General features: G+C 58.5%; 17 protein-coding genes. 3 read left to right on the top strand and 14 right to left on the bottom strand.

Annotated features, from left to right (window positions below):
• Nucleotides 1–6: 6 nt before the first annotated feature.
• The 5 genes from AB8B20_RS29490 to AB8B20_RS29470 are packed head-to-tail and all read right to left on the bottom strand — an operon-like array spanning nucleotide 7 to nucleotide 5,317.
• Nucleotides 7–705 carry an ABC transporter ATP-binding protein gene (locus tag AB8B20_RS29490; protein ID WP_439070692.1) on the bottom strand — a complete coding sequence of 233 codons (699 nt, stop codon included), beginning with the start codon at nucleotides 703–705 and terminating at the stop codon, nucleotides 7–9.
• Nucleotides 698–2,452 carry a branched-chain amino acid ABC transporter ATP-binding protein/permease gene (locus AB8B20_RS29485; protein WP_439070691.1) on the bottom strand — a complete coding sequence of 585 codons (1,755 nt, stop codon included), beginning with the start codon at nucleotides 2,450–2,452 and terminating at the stop codon, nucleotides 698–700. Before AB8B20_RS29485 ends, AB8B20_RS29490 begins: the two co-directional genes overlap by 8 nt.
• On the bottom strand, nucleotides 2,449–3,318 hold the full coding sequence (locus tag AB8B20_RS29480; protein ID WP_439070690.1) for a branched-chain amino acid ABC transporter permease: 870 nt from the start codon (nucleotides 3,316–3,318) through the stop codon (nucleotides 2,449–2,451). Before AB8B20_RS29480 ends, AB8B20_RS29485 begins: the two co-directional genes overlap by 4 nt.
• Nucleotides 3,319–3,346: 28 nt before the next feature.
• Nucleotides 3,347–4,471 (bottom strand): ABC transporter substrate-binding protein, encoded by a 1,125-nt coding sequence (locus tag AB8B20_RS29475; RefSeq protein WP_439070689.1) that lies wholly within the window; start codon nucleotides 4,469–4,471, stop codon nucleotides 3,347–3,349.
• A 60-nt stretch (nucleotides 4,472–4,531) separates the two neighbouring features.
• Nucleotides 4,532–5,317 carry a cyclase family protein gene (locus tag AB8B20_RS29470; protein WP_439070688.1) on the bottom strand — a complete coding sequence of 262 codons (786 nt, stop codon included), beginning with the start codon at nucleotides 5,315–5,317 and terminating at the stop codon, nucleotides 4,532–4,534.
• A gap of 114 nt (nucleotides 5,318–5,431) precedes the next feature.
• On the opposite strand from AB8B20_RS29470, the gene AB8B20_RS29465 reads away from it, so the two are divergent.
• Both AB8B20_RS29465 and fahA read left to right on the top strand, forming a co-directional pair.
• Complete coding sequence (locus AB8B20_RS29465; protein WP_439070687.1) at nucleotides 5,432–6,136, top strand: TetR/AcrR family transcriptional regulator; 705 nt, start codon at nucleotides 5,432–5,434, stop codon at nucleotides 6,134–6,136.
• Between the two features lie 42 nt (nucleotides 6,137–6,178).
• Complete coding sequence (gene fahA / locus AB8B20_RS29460; protein ID WP_439070686.1) at nucleotides 6,179–7,441, top strand: fumarylacetoacetase; 1,263 nt, start codon at nucleotides 6,179–6,181, stop codon at nucleotides 7,439–7,441.
• A gap of 133 nt (nucleotides 7,442–7,574) precedes the next feature.
• On the opposite strand, the gene AB8B20_RS29455 is transcribed toward fahA, so the two are convergent.
• The 8 genes from AB8B20_RS29455 to AB8B20_RS29420 all read right to left on the bottom strand — a co-directional run bounded on the left by AB8B20_RS29455 (nucleotide 7,575) and on the right by AB8B20_RS29420 (nucleotide 14,774).
• Entirely contained in the window at nucleotides 7,575–8,186 is a 612-nt protein-coding gene (locus tag AB8B20_RS29455) for a flavin reductase family protein (RefSeq protein ID WP_439070685.1), read from the bottom strand.
• A gap of 22 nt (nucleotides 8,187–8,208) precedes the next feature.
• A complete protein-coding gene (locus AB8B20_RS29450; protein WP_439070684.1) occupies nucleotides 8,209–8,658 on the bottom strand; it encodes a hypothetical protein in 450 nt (149 codons plus the stop codon).
• Between the two features lie 7 nt (nucleotides 8,659–8,665).
• Nucleotides 8,666–9,301, bottom strand: a complete 636-nt coding sequence (gene ssuE, locus AB8B20_RS29445) for an NADPH-dependent FMN reductase (RefSeq protein WP_439070683.1) — start codon at nucleotides 9,299–9,301, stop codon at nucleotides 8,666–8,668.
• Complete coding sequence (locus tag AB8B20_RS29440; protein WP_439070682.1) at nucleotides 9,301–10,095, bottom strand: ABC transporter permease; 795 nt, start codon at nucleotides 10,093–10,095, stop codon at nucleotides 9,301–9,303. The genes ssuE and AB8B20_RS29440 overlap by 1 nt, the downstream gene beginning before the upstream one ends.
• A gap of 7 nt (nucleotides 10,096–10,102) precedes the next feature.
• Complete coding sequence (locus tag AB8B20_RS29435; protein ID WP_439070681.1) at nucleotides 10,103–10,813, bottom strand: ABC transporter ATP-binding protein; 711 nt, start codon at nucleotides 10,811–10,813, stop codon at nucleotides 10,103–10,105.
• A 101-nt stretch (nucleotides 10,814–10,914) separates the two neighbouring features.
• Nucleotides 10,915–12,000, bottom strand: coding sequence for an ABC transporter substrate-binding protein (locus AB8B20_RS29430; protein WP_439070680.1), 1,086 nt, complete (start codon nucleotides 11,998–12,000; stop codon nucleotides 10,915–10,917).
• A 51-nt stretch (nucleotides 12,001–12,051) separates the two neighbouring features.
• Complete coding sequence (locus AB8B20_RS29425) at nucleotides 12,052–13,542, bottom strand: gamma-glutamyltransferase (protein WP_439070679.1); 1,491 nt, start codon at nucleotides 13,540–13,542, stop codon at nucleotides 12,052–12,054.
• 110 nt (nucleotides 13,543–13,652) lie between these two features.
• Nucleotides 13,653–14,774, bottom strand: coding sequence for an LLM class flavin-dependent oxidoreductase (locus AB8B20_RS29420; RefSeq protein ID WP_439070678.1), 1,122 nt, complete (start codon nucleotides 14,772–14,774; stop codon nucleotides 13,653–13,655).
• Nucleotides 14,775–14,929: 155 nt separating this feature from the next.
• Here AB8B20_RS29420 and AB8B20_RS29415 point away from each other — a divergent pair, with 155 nt between their 5' ends.
• Nucleotides 14,930–15,721, top strand: a complete 792-nt coding sequence (locus tag AB8B20_RS29415) for an IclR family transcriptional regulator (RefSeq protein WP_439070677.1) — start codon at nucleotides 14,930–14,932, stop codon at nucleotides 15,719–15,721.
• A gap of 542 nt (nucleotides 15,722–16,263) precedes the next feature.
• Here the strand turns inward: AB8B20_RS29415 and AB8B20_RS29410 are convergent.
• Nucleotides 16,264–17,502: an MFS transporter gene (locus AB8B20_RS29410; RefSeq protein ID WP_439070676.1), complete on the bottom strand. Its 1,239-nt coding sequence runs from the start codon at nucleotides 17,500–17,502 to the stop codon at nucleotides 16,264–16,266.
• Between the last annotated feature and the right edge of the window lie 71 nt (nucleotides 17,503–17,573).

The following is a 17,573-nucleotide window of genomic DNA, read 5'->3' as shown; positions in this document are numbered from 1 at the left end:
GCTTCCTCAGAATCCAAGATAGGCTTTTTGAATCGCCGGATCGGCAGCGATCGTCGCGCTCGGTCCGTCTTTCACAATAGCACCTGTCTCCATCACGTACGCCCTGTCAGCCACCTCAAGCGCCATTTCGGCGTTCTGCTCCGCCAACAGAAGCCCGAGTTTGCGCTGCCGAAGCTTGACCAAAAGCTCCGCTATCTGATCGACGATGATCGGAGCAAGGCCAAGGGTGGGTTCGTCAAGGATGAAAATCTTCGGCTCGGACATCAGCGCCCTGGCGATCGCGAGCATCTGTTGCTCTCCACCCGACATGCTACCCGCCCGCTGCGTAGATCGCTCGCGCAGCCTCGGGAACAGGTCGAACATCTCCTCCGCCAGCGCGGCCTGCCGGAACTGGGTCCGGGCGACCGTACCCAACTGCAGATTCTCGAGAACGCTCATCTGTGCGAAGACGTGACGGCCTTCCGGAGACAGCGCGATACCGTCACCGACGCGCTGCGTGCTCGACGTCTCGGAGATGTCCTTGCCGTCAAAGCGGATGCTGCCCGTCGCCTCAGCCAAGCCGACGATGGCCTTCATGGTGGAGGACTTGCCTGCCCCGTTCGCCCCGACCAGCGCGACGATCTCGCCGGCGCCGACCGTGAGCGATATCTCGTTGACGGCGCGTACGGGACCGTAATTCACCGATAGCCTTTCGAGCTCAAGCATGGGCGACCTCCTTCTTTAGCCGCTTTTCGCCGAGATACGCCTTCACCACATCGGGCATGTTGCGCACGGCGACAGGATCACCCTCCGCCAGTTTCTTCCCGTGATGCAGAACTATGAGTCGATCGCAGAAGCTCATCAACATGCGCAAGTTGTGATCGACGACGGCGAGCGTCATTCCTTCGTCACGGAGCTTGCGCAGCAAATCCGCAAGCCGCAGGGCCTCGGTGTGATTCAATCCGGCCGCAGGTTCGTCAAGAAAGAGGATGTCAGGACGCGCGGCGATGGCGACCGCAATGGACAGCATCCTCTGTTCTCCGTAGGCCATCGTGCCCGCCGGTTCGTCAGCGCGCGCCGAGAGGCCGACCTTGTCAAGACATGCTGTCGCCCAAGCAGCCCGGGCCCGCTCCCGTGCGACGAAACTTCCGGAACGAAAAAGCGCGGCGAAGAAGGTCTCGTTAAACAGGAGATGGCTGGCAATCATCACGTTCTCGAATGCGGACAAGCCCGGGCATAACGCCGTGTGCTGGAAGGTGCGGACGAGCCCGAGCGACGCGATCTCGTGCGGAGGCAGGCCGCCGATCTGATGTGCGCCATAGGTGATGGATCCCGACGTCGGACCGACAAAGCCGGAGATCAAGCTGAGGCTCGTCGTCTTGCCTGCGCCATTGGGTCCGATGATCCCTACAATTTCACCGGGCGTGATGGAGAAGGATACGTCCTGCACAGCCTTCAGGCCACCGAAGCTCCGCGACAGCCCTTTGATCGCCAAGGTCTGCAGTTTCGGTTCGGATGCAGGAATGGCGACATCTGACTTCCCACGGGGATTGCCCGCCGAAGACCGCACGGGAAGCAACGACAGCAGGCCCTCCGGCCGTAGGCGGACGACGAGAAGCAGGCTGAGCGCGAAGATCGCGATCCTGTATTCATCGACGAAGCGCAGCGTTTCCGGAAGTATGGCAAAGATGATGCCGCCGACGACCGGTCCGAGGAGCATGCCGCGGCCCCCGAGGATCGCGGCCAGCAGTCCCGTAGACGACTGCGACAAGCCAAACAGATCGGGGCTGAGAACGAGGATCTTTGGCACCAGAAGCGCGCCTGCGAGCGCCGCGATTCCGCCAGAAAGTCCTATGGCAAGGATCCTGAACTTGAGCCCTGCGATCCCGATGCTCTCCGCCAGATTGGGCTGGTCGCGCAAAGCGAACCAGGCCCTGCCATAGGGACTGTTGACGAGCCGCTTCAATGCCAGCAGCACGAGCGCCACCACCACCAGGCAGATGATCAGGTGATATTGCGCGAAGGTCAGTCCGACCGCTTCGAAAGCCGGTATACGTGGACGCGGCACGATGATGCCCAGAGGACCACGCGTCAGGCTGACCCAGTTGAGCGCGACGAGGCGGAAGATCTCGGCCGTAGCGAGCGTGGCAATAGCGAAATACGGCCCAGCCAGGCGCAGCGAGGCGAAGCCGACGAAAACACCAAGGATCACGCCGGGAATGATCGCGATTGGAATTGCCGCCCAGTAATTCAGGCCCAGATTGACCGAAAGCAGCCCGGCCGCGTAAGCGCCAACGCCGAAGAACGCCGCATGTCCAAACGAGATCAGGCCAAGATAACCAAGCGTGACATTGACCGACAGACCGAGAAGAGCGAGCACCGCGGCATACGTCGCAAGCCCTGCATAATAGGTCGGCGTCAGACCTGCAGCGATGGTAAGGCCGACAAGTACGATTGCTGGAATGAATTTCATGAGAGACCACCTGAGAAGAGCCCGCGTGGCCTGACCAGCAACGTCACCAGCAGCAGACCGTAGATAAACGCGGACGCGACTTCCTGTGGGAGCCAAATGCTCGACACCGACTCGACGATACCGAGCAGCAGGCCACAGACAACTGCGCCCGACACACTGCCCATGCCGCCGATCACAACCACGACGAAAGCATTGATAATCGCATGCTGGCCCATAGCCGGACTGAAGGCGACCGTGGGTGCGAGAAGAGCGCCTGCGAGACTGGCGAGTGCAGCCGCGATGATGAAGGTCGCCGTCCTTATCTTCGGCACGTCGATACCGACCACCTTGGCAGCGAAAGCGCTCTGCGCCACAGCGCGGAGCTTTCGTCCAAAGGCGGTGCGCCGGAGCGACCATTCGAGAATAGCCAGCAGGCATATGCCCACCACGATCGCAAACATACGCTGGTAGCTCAGCGTCACCGACCCGAGCACGAACGTACCGGGCACACCATCGACGCGGATGGGCTGCGGCCCGTAGGTCGCCAGTATCGTTTGATAGACGAGTATCCCGATTGCGAAGGTGCTTATCAGCACGATCGAGTCACCGTCCGGCCCGTCGAGGACGGGCCGGACCGCAATCCGGTCAACAATTAGTGCGAGCAGGACTACCGCTACGACCGCCGCCGGGAGGGACAGGAGGTAAGGAAGGCCGAAATAGGAGGTCAGGATGGCGGCGACAAAGCCGCCGATCATATAGAATTCGCCGTGCGAGAAATTAATCACGTGCAGCACGCCGAATATCAGCGTCAGGCCCAGCGCCAGTAACGCATACGCCATCCCGACCGAAAGGCCGTTCGCCATCTGTTGGAAGATAAGAGTGCTCACGCTAATTCCCCGTCCTTACGATCGCGCGTCAGGATTTCACTTCCACGACCTTGCCATCGCGCACTTCGACCCGGACGACGCTGTCGCCGGAGGCCTGGCCTGAGGCGTCGAACCGCACGGTGCCTCGCGGGGTTTCCCAAGTGCCTGCACGGATGGTCTCGGCGACCTTATTCGTATCCTTGTCACTGCCCGTCGCTTTGATCGCGTTAGCGGTGACCCAGACCGTCTCGAAGCCCAGGACCTCGACCTTGCCGGGCGTCTCGCCATACTTCTTCTCGTATGCGGCCACGAACTTTTGGTTGAGCTCGTTCTTGAGCGTCGGGCTGTAAACGTCCTCCGAAAACACGCCTTCCGCTGCCGCGCCGCCGATCTTGGGGGTGTCGTTGTTGAGCAAACCAGGCGTGATACAGCGCTTGGGATTGTATCCGAGGTCCTTCATGCCACGCAGGATGTTGCCCGACTGCTCCGGATTGCTCGCGACGATGCAGACCAGATCCGCCCCCGATCCGCGCAGGTTGCTCGCCATCGCCGAGAAGTCACTCTGCGTCATGGAGAAGAGGTCCGAATAGACCAGCTTGTCGCCGAATAGGGCCTTGAAGTTCGCGACGTTCAGCCTGCCGTAATCGTTGTTCTCGGCGACAAGTGCCACCTTCGAAGGCGCGACAGTATCAACGAGATATCGATCGAACGATTTTGCATCCATTGCCGAGGTCGTGTTCAGGCGGAAGATGTTTCCACCGCCTTGCTTGGTCACATCAGGATGCTTCGGCACCGCCAGCATGAGGAGCGCATCCTCCGACTTAATCACCGGAATTACGGCCAACGCGACCGTGCTGCTGATCTCGCCGACGACGAACTTCACATCATCCTGTGTCAGCAGCTTCTGGACGGCCGAAACACCTTCGACCGGTGCGTAATTTGTGTCGTAGGCGACCAGCGAAACCGGGCGGCCCAGGATGCCACCCGCCGCATTCAACATGTCGACAGCGATATTACTGCCCTGCACGCCTTGCTTTCCGATTACGGATTTCGTCGGATAGATCACGCCGATCTTCACAGGCTTTCCGGACTGTGCGCACGCTTTCATCGGGTAACCTGCCGTCAGAAAGGCACCGACAGCCAACGCAGCAAGCCCTCTACGAGAAACTACCATTTCAATCTCCCTAAACATTCTTATTGCGGGACGCTCTTCGCTCCCGTGTCGCTCGATTTACTAGTCGTCAAAAATCGCAACGGCTCGTGTCCAACCCGCCGAAGCGGCGCGAATTTTCACCGGGAAACAGGCAATGCGAAAACCGGATGGCGGCAGCTTCTCGAGGTTATGGAGCTTCTCGATGTGGCAGTATGCGCGCTCGCGTCCAGCCTTGTGGCCTTCCCACACCAGACCGTAATCCTGTGTCTCTGCGACGCGCTTGGCCGTATATTCGAACGGCGCATCCCAGCTCCAGGCATCCGTACCGGTGATCTTGACCCCTCGCTCGGTCAAGAACAACGTCGCCTCCCGTCCTACACCACAACCGGCTGACACGTAGTCAGCCTGTCCGAGACACTCACCCGCGCGCGTATTGACTACAACAATGTCCAAGGGCTGAAGGTCGTGACCGATGCGCCGCAGTTCGGTTTCAACATCGTCCACTGTGGCAACGTAGCCGTCGGCCAGCGACCTGAAGTCGAGCTTCACCCCACGCTGGAAGCACCATTCGAGCGGCACCTCGTCGATGGTGAGAGACTTCTCTCCACCATCCTTCAGCGCATGGTTCATTGTTGGATGAAAATGATAAGGCGCATCGAGATGCGTCCCGTTGTGCGTGGTGAGCTCAACCTTCTCCATCGCCCAAGCAGCCCCGTCTGGAAGCTTGCTGTTGTCGAGGTCGGGAAAGAACGCCTGCATCCGGTCGATCGTCATCGAATGATCGAGATATGCGATGCGCGGCCGCGCGAACGGGGGGTCACTCGCCACATCGTTCTCGATAGGCACCGATATATCCAACACCCGCATCTGGCCGTTTCCCGTGTTTCCCTGCCCTCCCCATTACTCATGCTAGACCGCCCCGTCAAGCGCTTGCTTGAAACAGTTGCTTGACTGAATTGGTATGTTCGGCGATGGTCGGTCATGAGCACGAAAACAAATGAACTTACCGCCCAGCTGCCTGCCGACACGGCCGACAGACTTCTCGATGCTGCCGAGAGGCTCTTTGCAGAACGGGGCTTCAACGGCGTATCGACCCGGGCAATCACGGAAGCAGCCGGGGTGAACAATGCTGCTGCGCACTATCACTTTGGCTCGAAGGCTGCTCTCATCTCTGCGGTCTTCGAAAGGCGTCTGGGTCCAATCAACCGCCACCGAGAAGAACTGATTGCTGAGGTGCTGAACGCTGGCGGCTCCGCCCCGGATATCTCGACGATCCTGAAGGCGTTCATCGGTCCCACGCTGGGAATCGGCAACTCACCTGGAGAACAGAGTTTCAAAATTCTGGCAGCACGCTCCTCGATGGATCCATCACCAGAAGTCAGAAAAACAGTGTTCAGTTTCTACCACTCCGTCGGAAAGGCTTTCATCGACGCAGTCACCAAGGCTTGCTCGCATATCGATCGGAAAGAACTTGCCTGGCGCCTCGCCTGTGTCTACGGCGCAATGCTGTACATCCGCGGCGACAACGGCCGCATCCAGGAGATTCTGGGGGATGACATCTCATTTTCCGATCCGGACGAAGCCCTCGAACACGTGATTCCGTTTCTCACCGCCGGGCTGTCGCTGCCCCCTGTGAAATCCGCACATCCTACAAAGCCAGTCCGAACTCCGAAGAAGCCACGCTAGGAAAGCGCAGTTGGCGGTCTCCGCCCCTATCAGGGACTCATCATGCATCCTAACGATCCTTCACTGCGATCCTTCATCGACGTCTCGCCCGATTCAGACTTTTCGATCCAGAATCTCCCTTACGGAGTCTTCTCAACAGAAACCTCGCCCTCGCCGCGGGTGTGCGTTGCTATTGGCGATTTCGTTCTCGATCTCCACGCACTGCAAACCGCAGGCTTGATCGGCCCCGTTGACGTCTTTTCCGAACCGACGATCAACGCTTTCATGAGATTGGGTCCCGGCATCTGGTCTGCGACGCGAGCCCGGATCAGCGAACTTTTGCGCCACGATAATCCTGTCCTTCGTGACGACGCGAGCCTGAGAGCCCGCGCCCTCTTCGCCCGCAACGAGGCAAGATTACATCTTCCAATCCGGGTGTCCGGCTTCACCGACTTCTATTCATCGCGCGAGCACGCCACCAATGTCGGTATGATGTTCCGCGACAAGGAGAACGCGCTGTCACCCAACTGGCTACATATTCCGATCGGCTACAATGGCAGAGCATCGACAGTCGTTGTGAGCGGGACCGAAATCAGGCGGCCAAATGGCCAGACGAAACGTCCTTCCGCCTCGGCACCGAGCCACGGCCCCTGCCTACGGCTGGACTTCGAACTCGAGATTGGAACGGTGATCGGACAACCGTCCGCCATGGGCACCACTTTGAGTGAACAACAGGCTGAGGCGATGATATTCGGCTTCGTCCTACTTAACGACTGGAGCGCGCGCGACATCCAGCAGTGGGAGTATGTGCCGCTCGGTCCATTCCAGGCGAAGGCATTCGCCACTTCAGTGGGACCGTGGGTGGTGACTCGGGAAGCGCTGGAGCCATTTCGTGTTCGTGGACCAACGCAGTCCCCCGAGCCACTTCCATATCTGCATCAAAACGGTGCCAACAACTATGATATTGCTCTCGACGTGACGCTTCGAGGATCCGAAATGAAGGATCCTGCAAATATCTGCAGCACGAACTTCAAACACATGTATTGGTCACCCATCCAGCAGCTTGTGCATCACGCGTCCTCCGGATGTGCCATGGAAGTCGGCGACTTGCTCGGCTCCGGCACGATCAGCGGTCCCGGCCCTAACGAGCGTGGCAGTATGTTGGAACTCAGTTGGAACGGCACCGCCCCCATCAAACTTGCCCCTTCGGTCGAGCGATCTTTCCTTGTTGACGGAGATTCGCTCACCATCCGGGGACATTGCTCCGGCGAGGGCTATAGGATCGGGTTTGGCGAAGTTGAAGGCACCATTGTTCCAAGTATGTAGGGTGAGGATGGGCCGTTGGCCGGGTATCCATTCGACAATTTACTACAATGCATACCGAGCCAGCAATACCGCTGTCACCAAATTGACACCGGATGGGAACATTCGAAGTCGGTGATTTTGCTTCCCGCGGTGTTTATGCACTAGCTGAGAACTCAGCTTTATCTACCCGGATAATGTCTCCGAGCGTGCTGTAAACGGGCCCGGCAAGCCGCGCGAGCGGACGGAGACTCTCGGTATCGATCTTGCCGTTCTTGAACAGATTATCGCGGATATGAAAAAGCTTGATCTCACCGACGATGAACTGTGAACCGGATCGACCGAAATTGACAGCTTGATCCAAAACACACTCGAGACTGATCGGCGAAGAAGCGATGCGACGCGGTGCCACGATGTCTGATGCTTCGCTGGGGATTCCGAGCACGTTCATCTCATCGATGTCCACGGGAAAATCAGCCGCGGACTGGTGCATCGGATTGAGCAAGCTCTCATCGACGATATTGACGACAAACTGTCCGGTCGCCTGGATATTCGCCGCTGTGTCTTTTAGAGCACCATTCCGCAATCCGCAATTAAACCCGATCATCGGTGGGTCCGCCGAGACAAATGTAAAGCAGCTGAACGGAGCCACATTCGATTGGCCTGCCGACGATATAGTCGAAACCCAGGCGATTGGCCTGGGCACAACGACGCCCGTGAGAAGCTTATATGCGGTGGCTTTGGTCAGACTTTCGGATTTGATCTTCACCTCGTTGCCTCCCTGGCTGCGGTCAGTTCTTCTGACCTGTCTTCGCCTTCGCAATGAGTTTCTCGAAAAGACTCTTGACGATCTCGATATCGCCTTCGCCGGTGAAGAAATGATCCGAGGCAGCGCCGCACTGAGGTGCCGCCTTATATCCTGCACCGTTCACTTCCTCGAGCGCCGCCCGGATGAAACCGACGACGTCGAAGGGCAACGGGCTGTCGGTCGAGATCACGCGCAACGGGCCGAACTTCTGGCGAGGTTCGACGCCGCCGCAGATCGCCGCCCAGGTGTCAAGATCGATGGTTAGGCAAAATCCCGTCTGGTCGCGGATCACGCAGGCATAGTGCGATTCACTGGCCTCGATGGCATGCAAGGCGAGGGAAAGTTGCTCGGGGGCAAGATCGATCAACCAGTACGACTCTGGCCATACCTTGACAGTTTGCTCCGCCCAAACGGAAACGGGATCGCGTGGCATCTTTACCTCAGATCATTGCGGTTGAAGGGAACGGATTGGAAACGGAGCGGATCGGCCTGGGATGCCCGAGCAGCTCGGGAGAATTGACGGCTCCGCGAAGCGCGTAAGCGAAATGCAAAACAGCCTCGTCGAGCAACGCCGCACTCTCTGGGGCGATCTTCAGAACGTCTTCTTCAATCTGAAGATGGGTCGCATTAACGAATACAGCCTGAACGATATGGCGCGCGCCCATCGATTGCAGAACGGGCCGGAGCGCATAGTCCAACGCCAGCACATGAGCCGGACTCCCCCCTGTGGCGAGAGGCAAAACGACCTTTCCAGCCAAGCCAAACTGCGGGAGAACGTCGAGAAACGACTTCAAAAGGCCAGAGAACGACGCCTTAAAAATCGGCGTCGCGATAACGACCCCTTCCGCACCCTGCATGAACTCAACCGCTTGCTTGAAAGAGGGATTCTCGGATTCTCCACGCAATAGAGACGCAGGATCGAGCTGAGCCAGCCGGATGTGCTGTGCAGGATCGGTGCGACCGAGCCGGTGAAGCACATGATCGACAAGGCTCGCGGTTTTCGAGACCGGCGATGGACTCCCCGAGACACCAACGATCGACGCACTGCTTGGAAGTCCAGGATATGAGAAGGTCATCAGGAAGCCCTCCGTTTGGTAATGCTAGCCGATTTCCCCGCCCCTTCCCAAAACACGACGCGACGGTGTGCGATCCGCACAACAAGGCTCGCAAGAGATCCCATAAACGCAAGCGTCAGGATGCACACAAACATGGTCGGCACATCAAAGTTGAGCGAAGACGCCTGGATAAGACTGCCAAGACCTTGCTGGGCCGCAACGAACTCGCCGACCACGGCTCCGAGTAGCGCGAGTACTAGACCCACCTGCAATCCGGCAAATATCGCGCCTGCCGCCGACGGCAGTTTGACGTCCAGAAAGATCTTCCATCTCGGCGCCGAAAAGGCCCGATACAGATCGACGAGGTCGCCTCGCGCAGCCTGCATTCCTGTCAGCGCGTTAACGAAGACGGGAAAGAAGCAAATCAGCGCGACAAGGACGACTTTCGATGCGAGGCCAAAACCGAACCAGACGATCAACAGGGGCGCAAGCGCCACCTTTGGCATCGACTGCAGAGCGACGACGAATGGATACACGCACCGCTCAACGGTCCGCGACTCCGCCACAACACAGGCAAAGATCAGAGCGACGGCGCTCCCCAAAACAAATCCCAGCACCATCTCGAGCGCTGTTGCTGTCAGATGCGGCATGATCGTTCCGGTCGAGAACAGTATCCATGCCGCAGTAGCCACCGCGCCGGGTTTCGGAATGAGATAGGACGGAACCATCGCTGTCGCCGTGATCAACTCCCAAGCACCGAGGAAAGCGACCAAGGTCAGAAGCGGGCTCAACCAATTATTGAGACGTTCGTTCATGGAAAACCTACCGGAGTTTGCCATCGACGCGGAAAAACTCGCGGAGATGAGAGTAAATTTCAGCAAAGCGCGGAGACGTCACAACATTCGATAGACGCGGTCGCTCAAGATCGACGTCAAGAACTTCGACGACTCGACCGGGTCGATCCGAGAGAACGATGATCTTGTCTGCCAGCATCACCGCTTCCTGGATCGAATGCGTGATGAAGAGAACCGATTTACGCGTTTCCATCCAGATGGTCTGCAGTTCGGCAGCCATCCGTTCGCGTGTCATGGCATCCAGGGCGGAGAACGGCTCGTCCATCAACAGCAGTTGTGGATCGTTGATCAGGCCCCGCACGATACCGACGCGCTGTTGCATGCCGCCGGACAACTCATTCGGATAGCGGTCGCTAAATTGCTCGAGACCGGCGAGCCGAAGCAGCGACATCGCGCGATCTCGATGGTCCGACGTCGATTTTCCGAGCGCGCGAATGGGAACGAGAACGTTCTGCAGCACGTTTTTCCAAGGTAGCAAGGTCGCTTGTTGGAACACGATACCGACTTCGGCCTGCGGCCCCCGGATCGGTTTGCCGTTCAACATGACCTCGCCTTCACTCGGCGACAGCAAGCCCGACACGATCTTCAGCAACGTTGATTTTCCGCACCCGGAGGGGCCGAGGACGGCGACGAATTGATTTTCGCCTACGGTCATATCGAGACCGTCGAGTGCCTTCACTTCTCCGCTGCTGCCGAGATATGTGACACCAAGCCGATCAATCGTGAGCTTCGGCGTGACGGCGGCGGGACATGTTTCAACCACGCGTATTGAACGGGCCATCACTTGAGCGCTTTCGCTTGGGCTTCGACTTCCTTGATGTCGAAGCGGTTGTAGGCGGGCACGAGGGCGTTGGTGAAAAGGGTGTCAAGCGGAATGGCGGTGTTGGTGACCTCATTTCCCGCCTTCAGCGCCGCGATGAGTTGGTTCCAATCATCTTCGCTGAACGCGCCAAATTTGTCAGTCGTGCCTCGTCCCGAAGGCAGCAAGTTCTTCATGCGAACTTCGAGGACCTGGACCTCAGCCTTCAGATTGTCTTCCTCCGTACCGGTCTTGGGCTTCAACTCCGGATAGTTCGCCCAATACGAGCGAACACAGGCAGGAAGGTTTGCGTTGCAGGCAACGATTCCTTTTGCCAGGGCACGACCGAAGCCTTCAAGTTGCGTTGCATTCTTCGTCAGCTTTTCTTCGGTGACCTGAATGCCGTGGCTGGACAGGTTCTGCGTCTTCGGGGGGACTTCGAGACGGCGAATAACCGTGCCGGACTGTTCAAGCCTGACATGCGCAGTATCGAAGAGATTCAGAACATCAATCTGCCCGCTTCGGAGTGCTTCGAATGCAGCGACGCCCGTGCCGACAGCCTGGAGCTTGACGTCGGACCACGCAACGCCTGCATCGCTCAGAATGGCGCGGGTCATGAAAATATTGCCGGAGCCTAATGCTAGCTCACCGATCGTCTTGCCCTTGAGATCGGAAAGGCTCTTGATCGGACTGTTCGCCGGGACGACAAATTCCCAAATGGATCGCGGCAGGAAGTTGTAGACAAACCGAAGTGGAAAGTTTGGCTTTCCCGGCTGTCTAGAGATCACCAGCGGCTCGAGGCTCGAATAGGCGGCATCGATCTTCCCGGCGAGAAGTTGCGGTACGATAACCCCCGATCCCGTCAGTACCTGGACCTGTACATCCAGCTTTTCTGCGTCGAAGTAACCGAGCTGCCGGGCCAAACTGATCGGAGCAACGCCGGAATTGATCGCCGATGGCCATGCGAAGACGAAGTTGTCCTTTGCTTGTGCCGAATACGATATCGACAGCGACGCCGCGGCGATCACGGTCGTCCGGAACAAGCGCTGAAAGTTCAATCTGATCATGAGCCAGGCCTTTCGGGGTTGCAGAAAACTTCGAACTTTCGGCTTCGGCGACTATTGCGCCAGCGCCGCACTCCAAGGTGTCATGGTGTCGGCAATCGCCACCGTGTCGGTGCGCGTTTTCACAATTACGCTAGGACAAGCAAAATTCAGGGGCACCGGGCCGTGCTCGACGACGTCGAGCGCATCGTCGTTGGCGTTTCGGAGAGCCTCGATGATCTCAACGGACAGTCGCCGATCCGCTGCGACCCGGTCCGGACCGGAGACATCGATGCGTGGCTGGTGGGCTGCCGCGTCGAGATCCATGCCGAATTCGAGGATATGCGAAAGCATTTGATAAACGCTGGCAAGAATCCGTCGTCCACCCGATGATCCTACCGCAAGCAAGCGTCCATCATTCCCCACGTGAATAACTGGGAGCATGTTGGTCAGTGGTCGTTTTCCGCCTGCAACGGAATTCAGAAGTCCCGGCCGTGGGTCGAACCACATCGCACCGTTGTTCATCAGTATCCCGGTGCCCGGCAGAACAAGTCGGCTTCCCATCGTCCCCAGCAAAGTCGACGTGAGCGAAACGACCATGCCATCATTGTCGATGGCGGAAAGATGCGTCGTACAGGTTCCTGCGGCGGGTTCGAGGGGCTGCTCATCACCTCGGAGTCGCGCCGCATAGGCGTCACGCATGGAGGCGGCCAGAGCCACATACCAGGCTCCATCAGGCTTCTCACCGCGCATAGCCGGAGCCATGCTTTCCATGACGCGTTGAAGCGTTGGAGCTGCCGTTAGATTTCCCGGAAGGAATAGCTTGCCGTCGGCCCATTCAACATGGGACGCCGCTGATAGCCGCGCTTCGCAATCATGCAGGTCTTTTCCCGAGATCAAACCGCCAACGGCTTCCATGTCCCGAACGATGGCCTCGGCAAGCCCGCCGCGATAGAAGTCATCGTACCCGAAGACCCGTATCCGCTCAATCGTATCCGCAAGGTTTCCTTGCGGCAGGAAACTCGGGACGCCCTGCTCCGGCGGGATTGGTACTGTCCCGTTGGGAAGATAGATGCGGGCGCTCTCTTCATAGTTTCGGAGAATTGCCGCCGACTGTGCGATCTTGATGGTCGCATACCAATCTCTCGGCATGCCTCGCCGGGCAGCGTCAACCGCAGGCTTGAGAAGTTCTTCGCGGTTGATACGACCATATGTGCGATGTAACAGGCCATAGCCCGCCACGGCGCTCGGCACACAGAAGCTGAGCGGCCCGTTCACATTGGCGGCCCCCTCCACCTCTGGCCAAGCAAAGATGTCCGCAGACAAGCGGCCGGTGGTCGGAAAATGCGCAGGCGTCAGCGCCGCGGGGGCAACAGGTCCGAAATCCAGCACGTTCACCCGACCATCGATGTCTCGGATCAGGCCGAAACCAATTCCGCCAAGTCCGCTATTCCACGGCTCGACCGAGGCCAATACGAAAGCGGCAGCGACCGCCGCGTCGGCTGCGGTACCGCCCGCGTCGAGAACGGCGACGCCGACCTCCGACGCGATGCGGCTTTGGGTCACCACAGCGCCGCGCGACCCACGCGCGGATTGCTTGCGCACGACCGCGCCCTGCGAGACGTGCGGGCCGAGTTGGAAGTCAAATGCAGGCGCTGTGGTGTGTGACATCGAAATCAGGCCGCTGCTGAGCCGTAGAGCGATGCTACCGGTGCGGGAGTTGACTTCTTGTGTTCTGACCAGGAATGCAATTCTGGGAGAACGTGCTTACCCAGCATTTCCAGCGCGGCCTTGTTGGCGTCGTGTCCCATGCCGTCGACGCGCCATAACACGTCGTCGATGCCCATTTCGTACAGGCGGCGACAGCTCGCGATGACGTCGTCCGGATTCCCCGCCATGATGTAGGGGGCGGATTCGATGAGGTAGTCGAGATTACGCATATTGGAGCGGATACGCTCGATCTGCGCGAAGTACTCGTAATTGTCGGACCTCTTCGCCAGCTTCGTCATCCAGTCCATGATGACCTCGATGAAACGAAGGGTGTTCTCCTCCGTAGCAGCACGAGCGACCGCACGGTCGGCATGACAGTTAACGCCCACGGAGAACAGTGCCTGGCGTCGCGTGATGCTTCCCGCGACAGGTTCAGCACGCTCTGCACCTTTGTTGTAGGCGTCGATGCACGTCTGGACGTAGTCCCAACCGAGGATGCTCAGGCCCGACATCACGCCGACGCCCATGGCGCCCGCCTCCTCGTGAGAGTCGATGCTGGTCGCGGAGAGATGAACCGGAATCGGACGATGGCTAGCCTCAACCGGTGAAACACGACGCTTCGGAATCTTGTACAGGTCGCTCTGATACTCGATCGCGCCAGTCTTCATGATCTGACCGAAAATGTTTAGATGCTCATCGCGATATTCACGCGTCAGAGCTGGGTTCACACCAAATCCGTCGAGCGTGTATGGATTGTTGGAGCGCGCACCACCGAGTTCAGCACGGCCATTCGATAGGATGTTCAATGTCCCCATCTGTTCAGCAACGCGAATGGGATGGTTGAACGGAAGGAAATTGACCGAAGCGATCCTCAGACGAATCCGGCTGGTACGCGCAGCGACATACGCCAAAAGGATTTCAGGGGCCGTGGTGATTGCCTCGCCATTGGCGAAATGCTGCTCGGATGCCGAGTAGCCATCGAAGCCGACAGCCTCTGCAAGCACAGCCTCTTCCACGCATTCGGCGTAGCGAACCGGCCAAGTGACGCCCTCGGGGCAGATTGCTTCATGAAACAAATAGGCCCGCATGGGCACCTCCATTATTGACGGCTTATTGTTCCTATTATAGGATCGCCGTTCCTTATTATAACGTTATGTCGTTTGACCTACGTCGCCAAGCAAAATATTTAGGCGTGCACCGCACAAAGGCGATGCATTTGACTGCTCGTCCCTGAGGAGAAGGTATGACCGCCTCGACCAGCGCATCCGATCGAAAGACATCGAGTAGCCTTTTGCTGACCAAAGGGCTCCGTTTGCTACGGCACGTTTCCAAGTCCGGCGAAGTCGGCGTACGGGAAATCGCACGCAATCTGTCGCTTAGTCCGACGGTCGCGCATCGCTTGGTCACTTCCCTCTACGAAGAGGGATTCCTCGAGCGAAACGAGGAGAGCGGCCGCTATAGGGTTGGAGCTCAAGCGTTCGAAGTCGGTCGCGCGTTTCTGCGCACGGCGCGGATTGAAACGTGCGCACCGCCGATCATGCGCCGCGTCGTTGCCGAGGGAGCCTTCAATGCCTTCTTGGGGGTCATGCGCGGATCGAATGTCGTATACCTCAGTGCGATGCAGGACAACGGACCAATCAACAAGCTCATGTTGCCAGGATCAGAGGCTCCGCTTCATGCCACAGCTATGGGCAAGATTCTTCTTTCCGAACTTGCGGATGAAGAGATCCTGCAACGCGTTTACTTCTATCAGCGGAGCAAAATAGGCGCTGATCAAACGATCGACACCACTGCCCTGCTGCAGGAGATCAACCTGGCTCGCAAGAGCGGGTATTCAACCGCGGATGATGAAGCGTTTCGCGGTGTTATTTCAGTGGGCGTTCCGGTCCGCGACTTCTCCCGGAAAGTAATCGCTTCATTGAGTCTGTCCACTCAGCGGGAACTGATGACAACCTCGCGCCACAGAATTCTGGTCGAAACCGCGCTGCAGTGTGGAGCCGACATTTCCCACGCATTGGGCGACAGGGATAGCTAAGGAACACAATAGCCCGCGGCTCACCGCTTATCAAAAGATGCGAGTTGGCGATACTGACCGTTATTATCACGCCACTCAATTCTCCATGTGAAGCTGGCGGCAACGCGTGCCGCCTTGCCGTACTGGCATTCACTCCGCGCTGCTCGCTAAGCGGCTCAGTGGGTTATCCGGCCGCCACCCGGTAAGTTGAACGTGATCTTCTGCCCACGGAGGGGAAGTCGGTCACGATCGATTGCGGCGGTCGTGCAGATCGGTCTTAACGCTTGGCTGCTGCCTTGGGCGCGGTACTCACCTTCGGTGTCGCAGCTTCGTTGGAAATCGCCTCTTCATTTCTATAGATAAGCACCAGAGCGATCGTCAGGCAGACTAGTGCTGCGACTACGACATTCAAAGCGAGCTTAAAGGATTGCATATAGGTTCCCATCGAGTAGCGGGTCGTCGATCATTAGGTGCCTGTTGCTAGGTGCGTTGGTTTAATTGCGCGATCGACGGTGACCATTGGACAGGTTGTCCGACGCCCCGATCGCGACTCCGTGGACCGTCTAAGCGGGGGAGATCCTCGCGCCCGTTCGCACCCAAAGGTGGGTCAAGAAGAGCGCGACGACGAGCATAGGAATGATTGCCAGGTTCAGCTCCGCCCACCCAAAGGTCTCGAGGATTGGTCCGGCGGCCAGCGTAGCGATCGCAGTGAGAAAGCCGCGGATCAACTCCGCCATGCCCTGCACAGATGCCCGCTCATGCGGGAGATGCGACGCTGCGAGAAGAGTCGTCCCGCCGACAAACATGAAATTCCATCCGACGCCGAGGCAAAGCAGAGCGACGTAGAAAGCAGGCAAGCTGGCAGAAAACGCCGCCACGACGCCGCACGCGGCACTCAGGATCATTCCGGCGTATAGAACCGCTGGCATACCGAACCGCGCGATCAGACGGCCGGCCACGAAGGATGGCGCATACATTCCAACTAGGTGCCATTGAATGATGTTCGCGCCATCGTCGATGGAATGATTGCAGGCAACCGCAGCAAGGGGAGCCGCGGTCATGACAAACATCATGACCACGCCGCCGATGACGTTGTTGGCAAGAGCGGCAAGGGAGATGGGCCGGGAGAAGATCAGGATAAGGCTGCGGGATGAAGTTGCGGCGTTGGGAACCGGGAAATGTTCGTTTGGAACGTCGCGGTAGGTGATACCCAGCAGAAAAGCGCTGCCGAGACACAAGATGAAGACGACAAGGTAGGACCCCGCGAACAAGGGAGGGAACCAGTCTTTACTCCACGCAGCGACGGCCGGTCCTATCACTGCAGCTATCACGCCGCCCGCTAGTACCAGCGAGATGACCCGCGCCTTGTCGTCGGCATCAACGGCATCCGCAGCGGCTAGGCGATAGAACGAGGCGAAGGACTGAAAGATGCCGACGCCGGCGGTTCCGACGCAGAACAGCCAGAAGTTGGCGTGGATGACGGCCCAAACCGATACCAGCCCGCCGATGGCGCCCACGATCGCTCCGAATGTAAAGCCGGCGCGACGTCCGACGCGCTCCATCATCAGTGAGGCGAACAGGGATGTGACCGCGCCGGCGACGGTAATCATGGCGAACGGAAGCGTGGCAAGGGATTTATCTGGCGCAAGCTGATATCCGGTCAAGCCGGTGAGCGTCAGGTCGATCGCAAGCGCCGCTGTGAAAAGCCCCTGCGCAACTGTGAGCACCATCGGATTTCGGTGTCCGCCCCGCACGGAGACTGGCGTCAAGGCTGGATCCTGATCATCGACGTGCACGGTCATCTTGTTTTCCGGCAAAGGGTGGACAAAATTGAACCACCCGTTTTGCTGGTGTAACCCGGTCACGCATTTCG

Origin of the sequence: Tardiphaga sp. 866_E4_N1_4 (assembly GCF_052076075.1) — a bacterium.
Classification (GTDB): domain Bacteria; phylum Pseudomonadota; class Alphaproteobacteria; order Rhizobiales; family Xanthobacteraceae; genus Tardiphaga; species Tardiphaga robiniae.
This window is presented reverse-complemented; position numbering and strand designations above follow the sequence as displayed.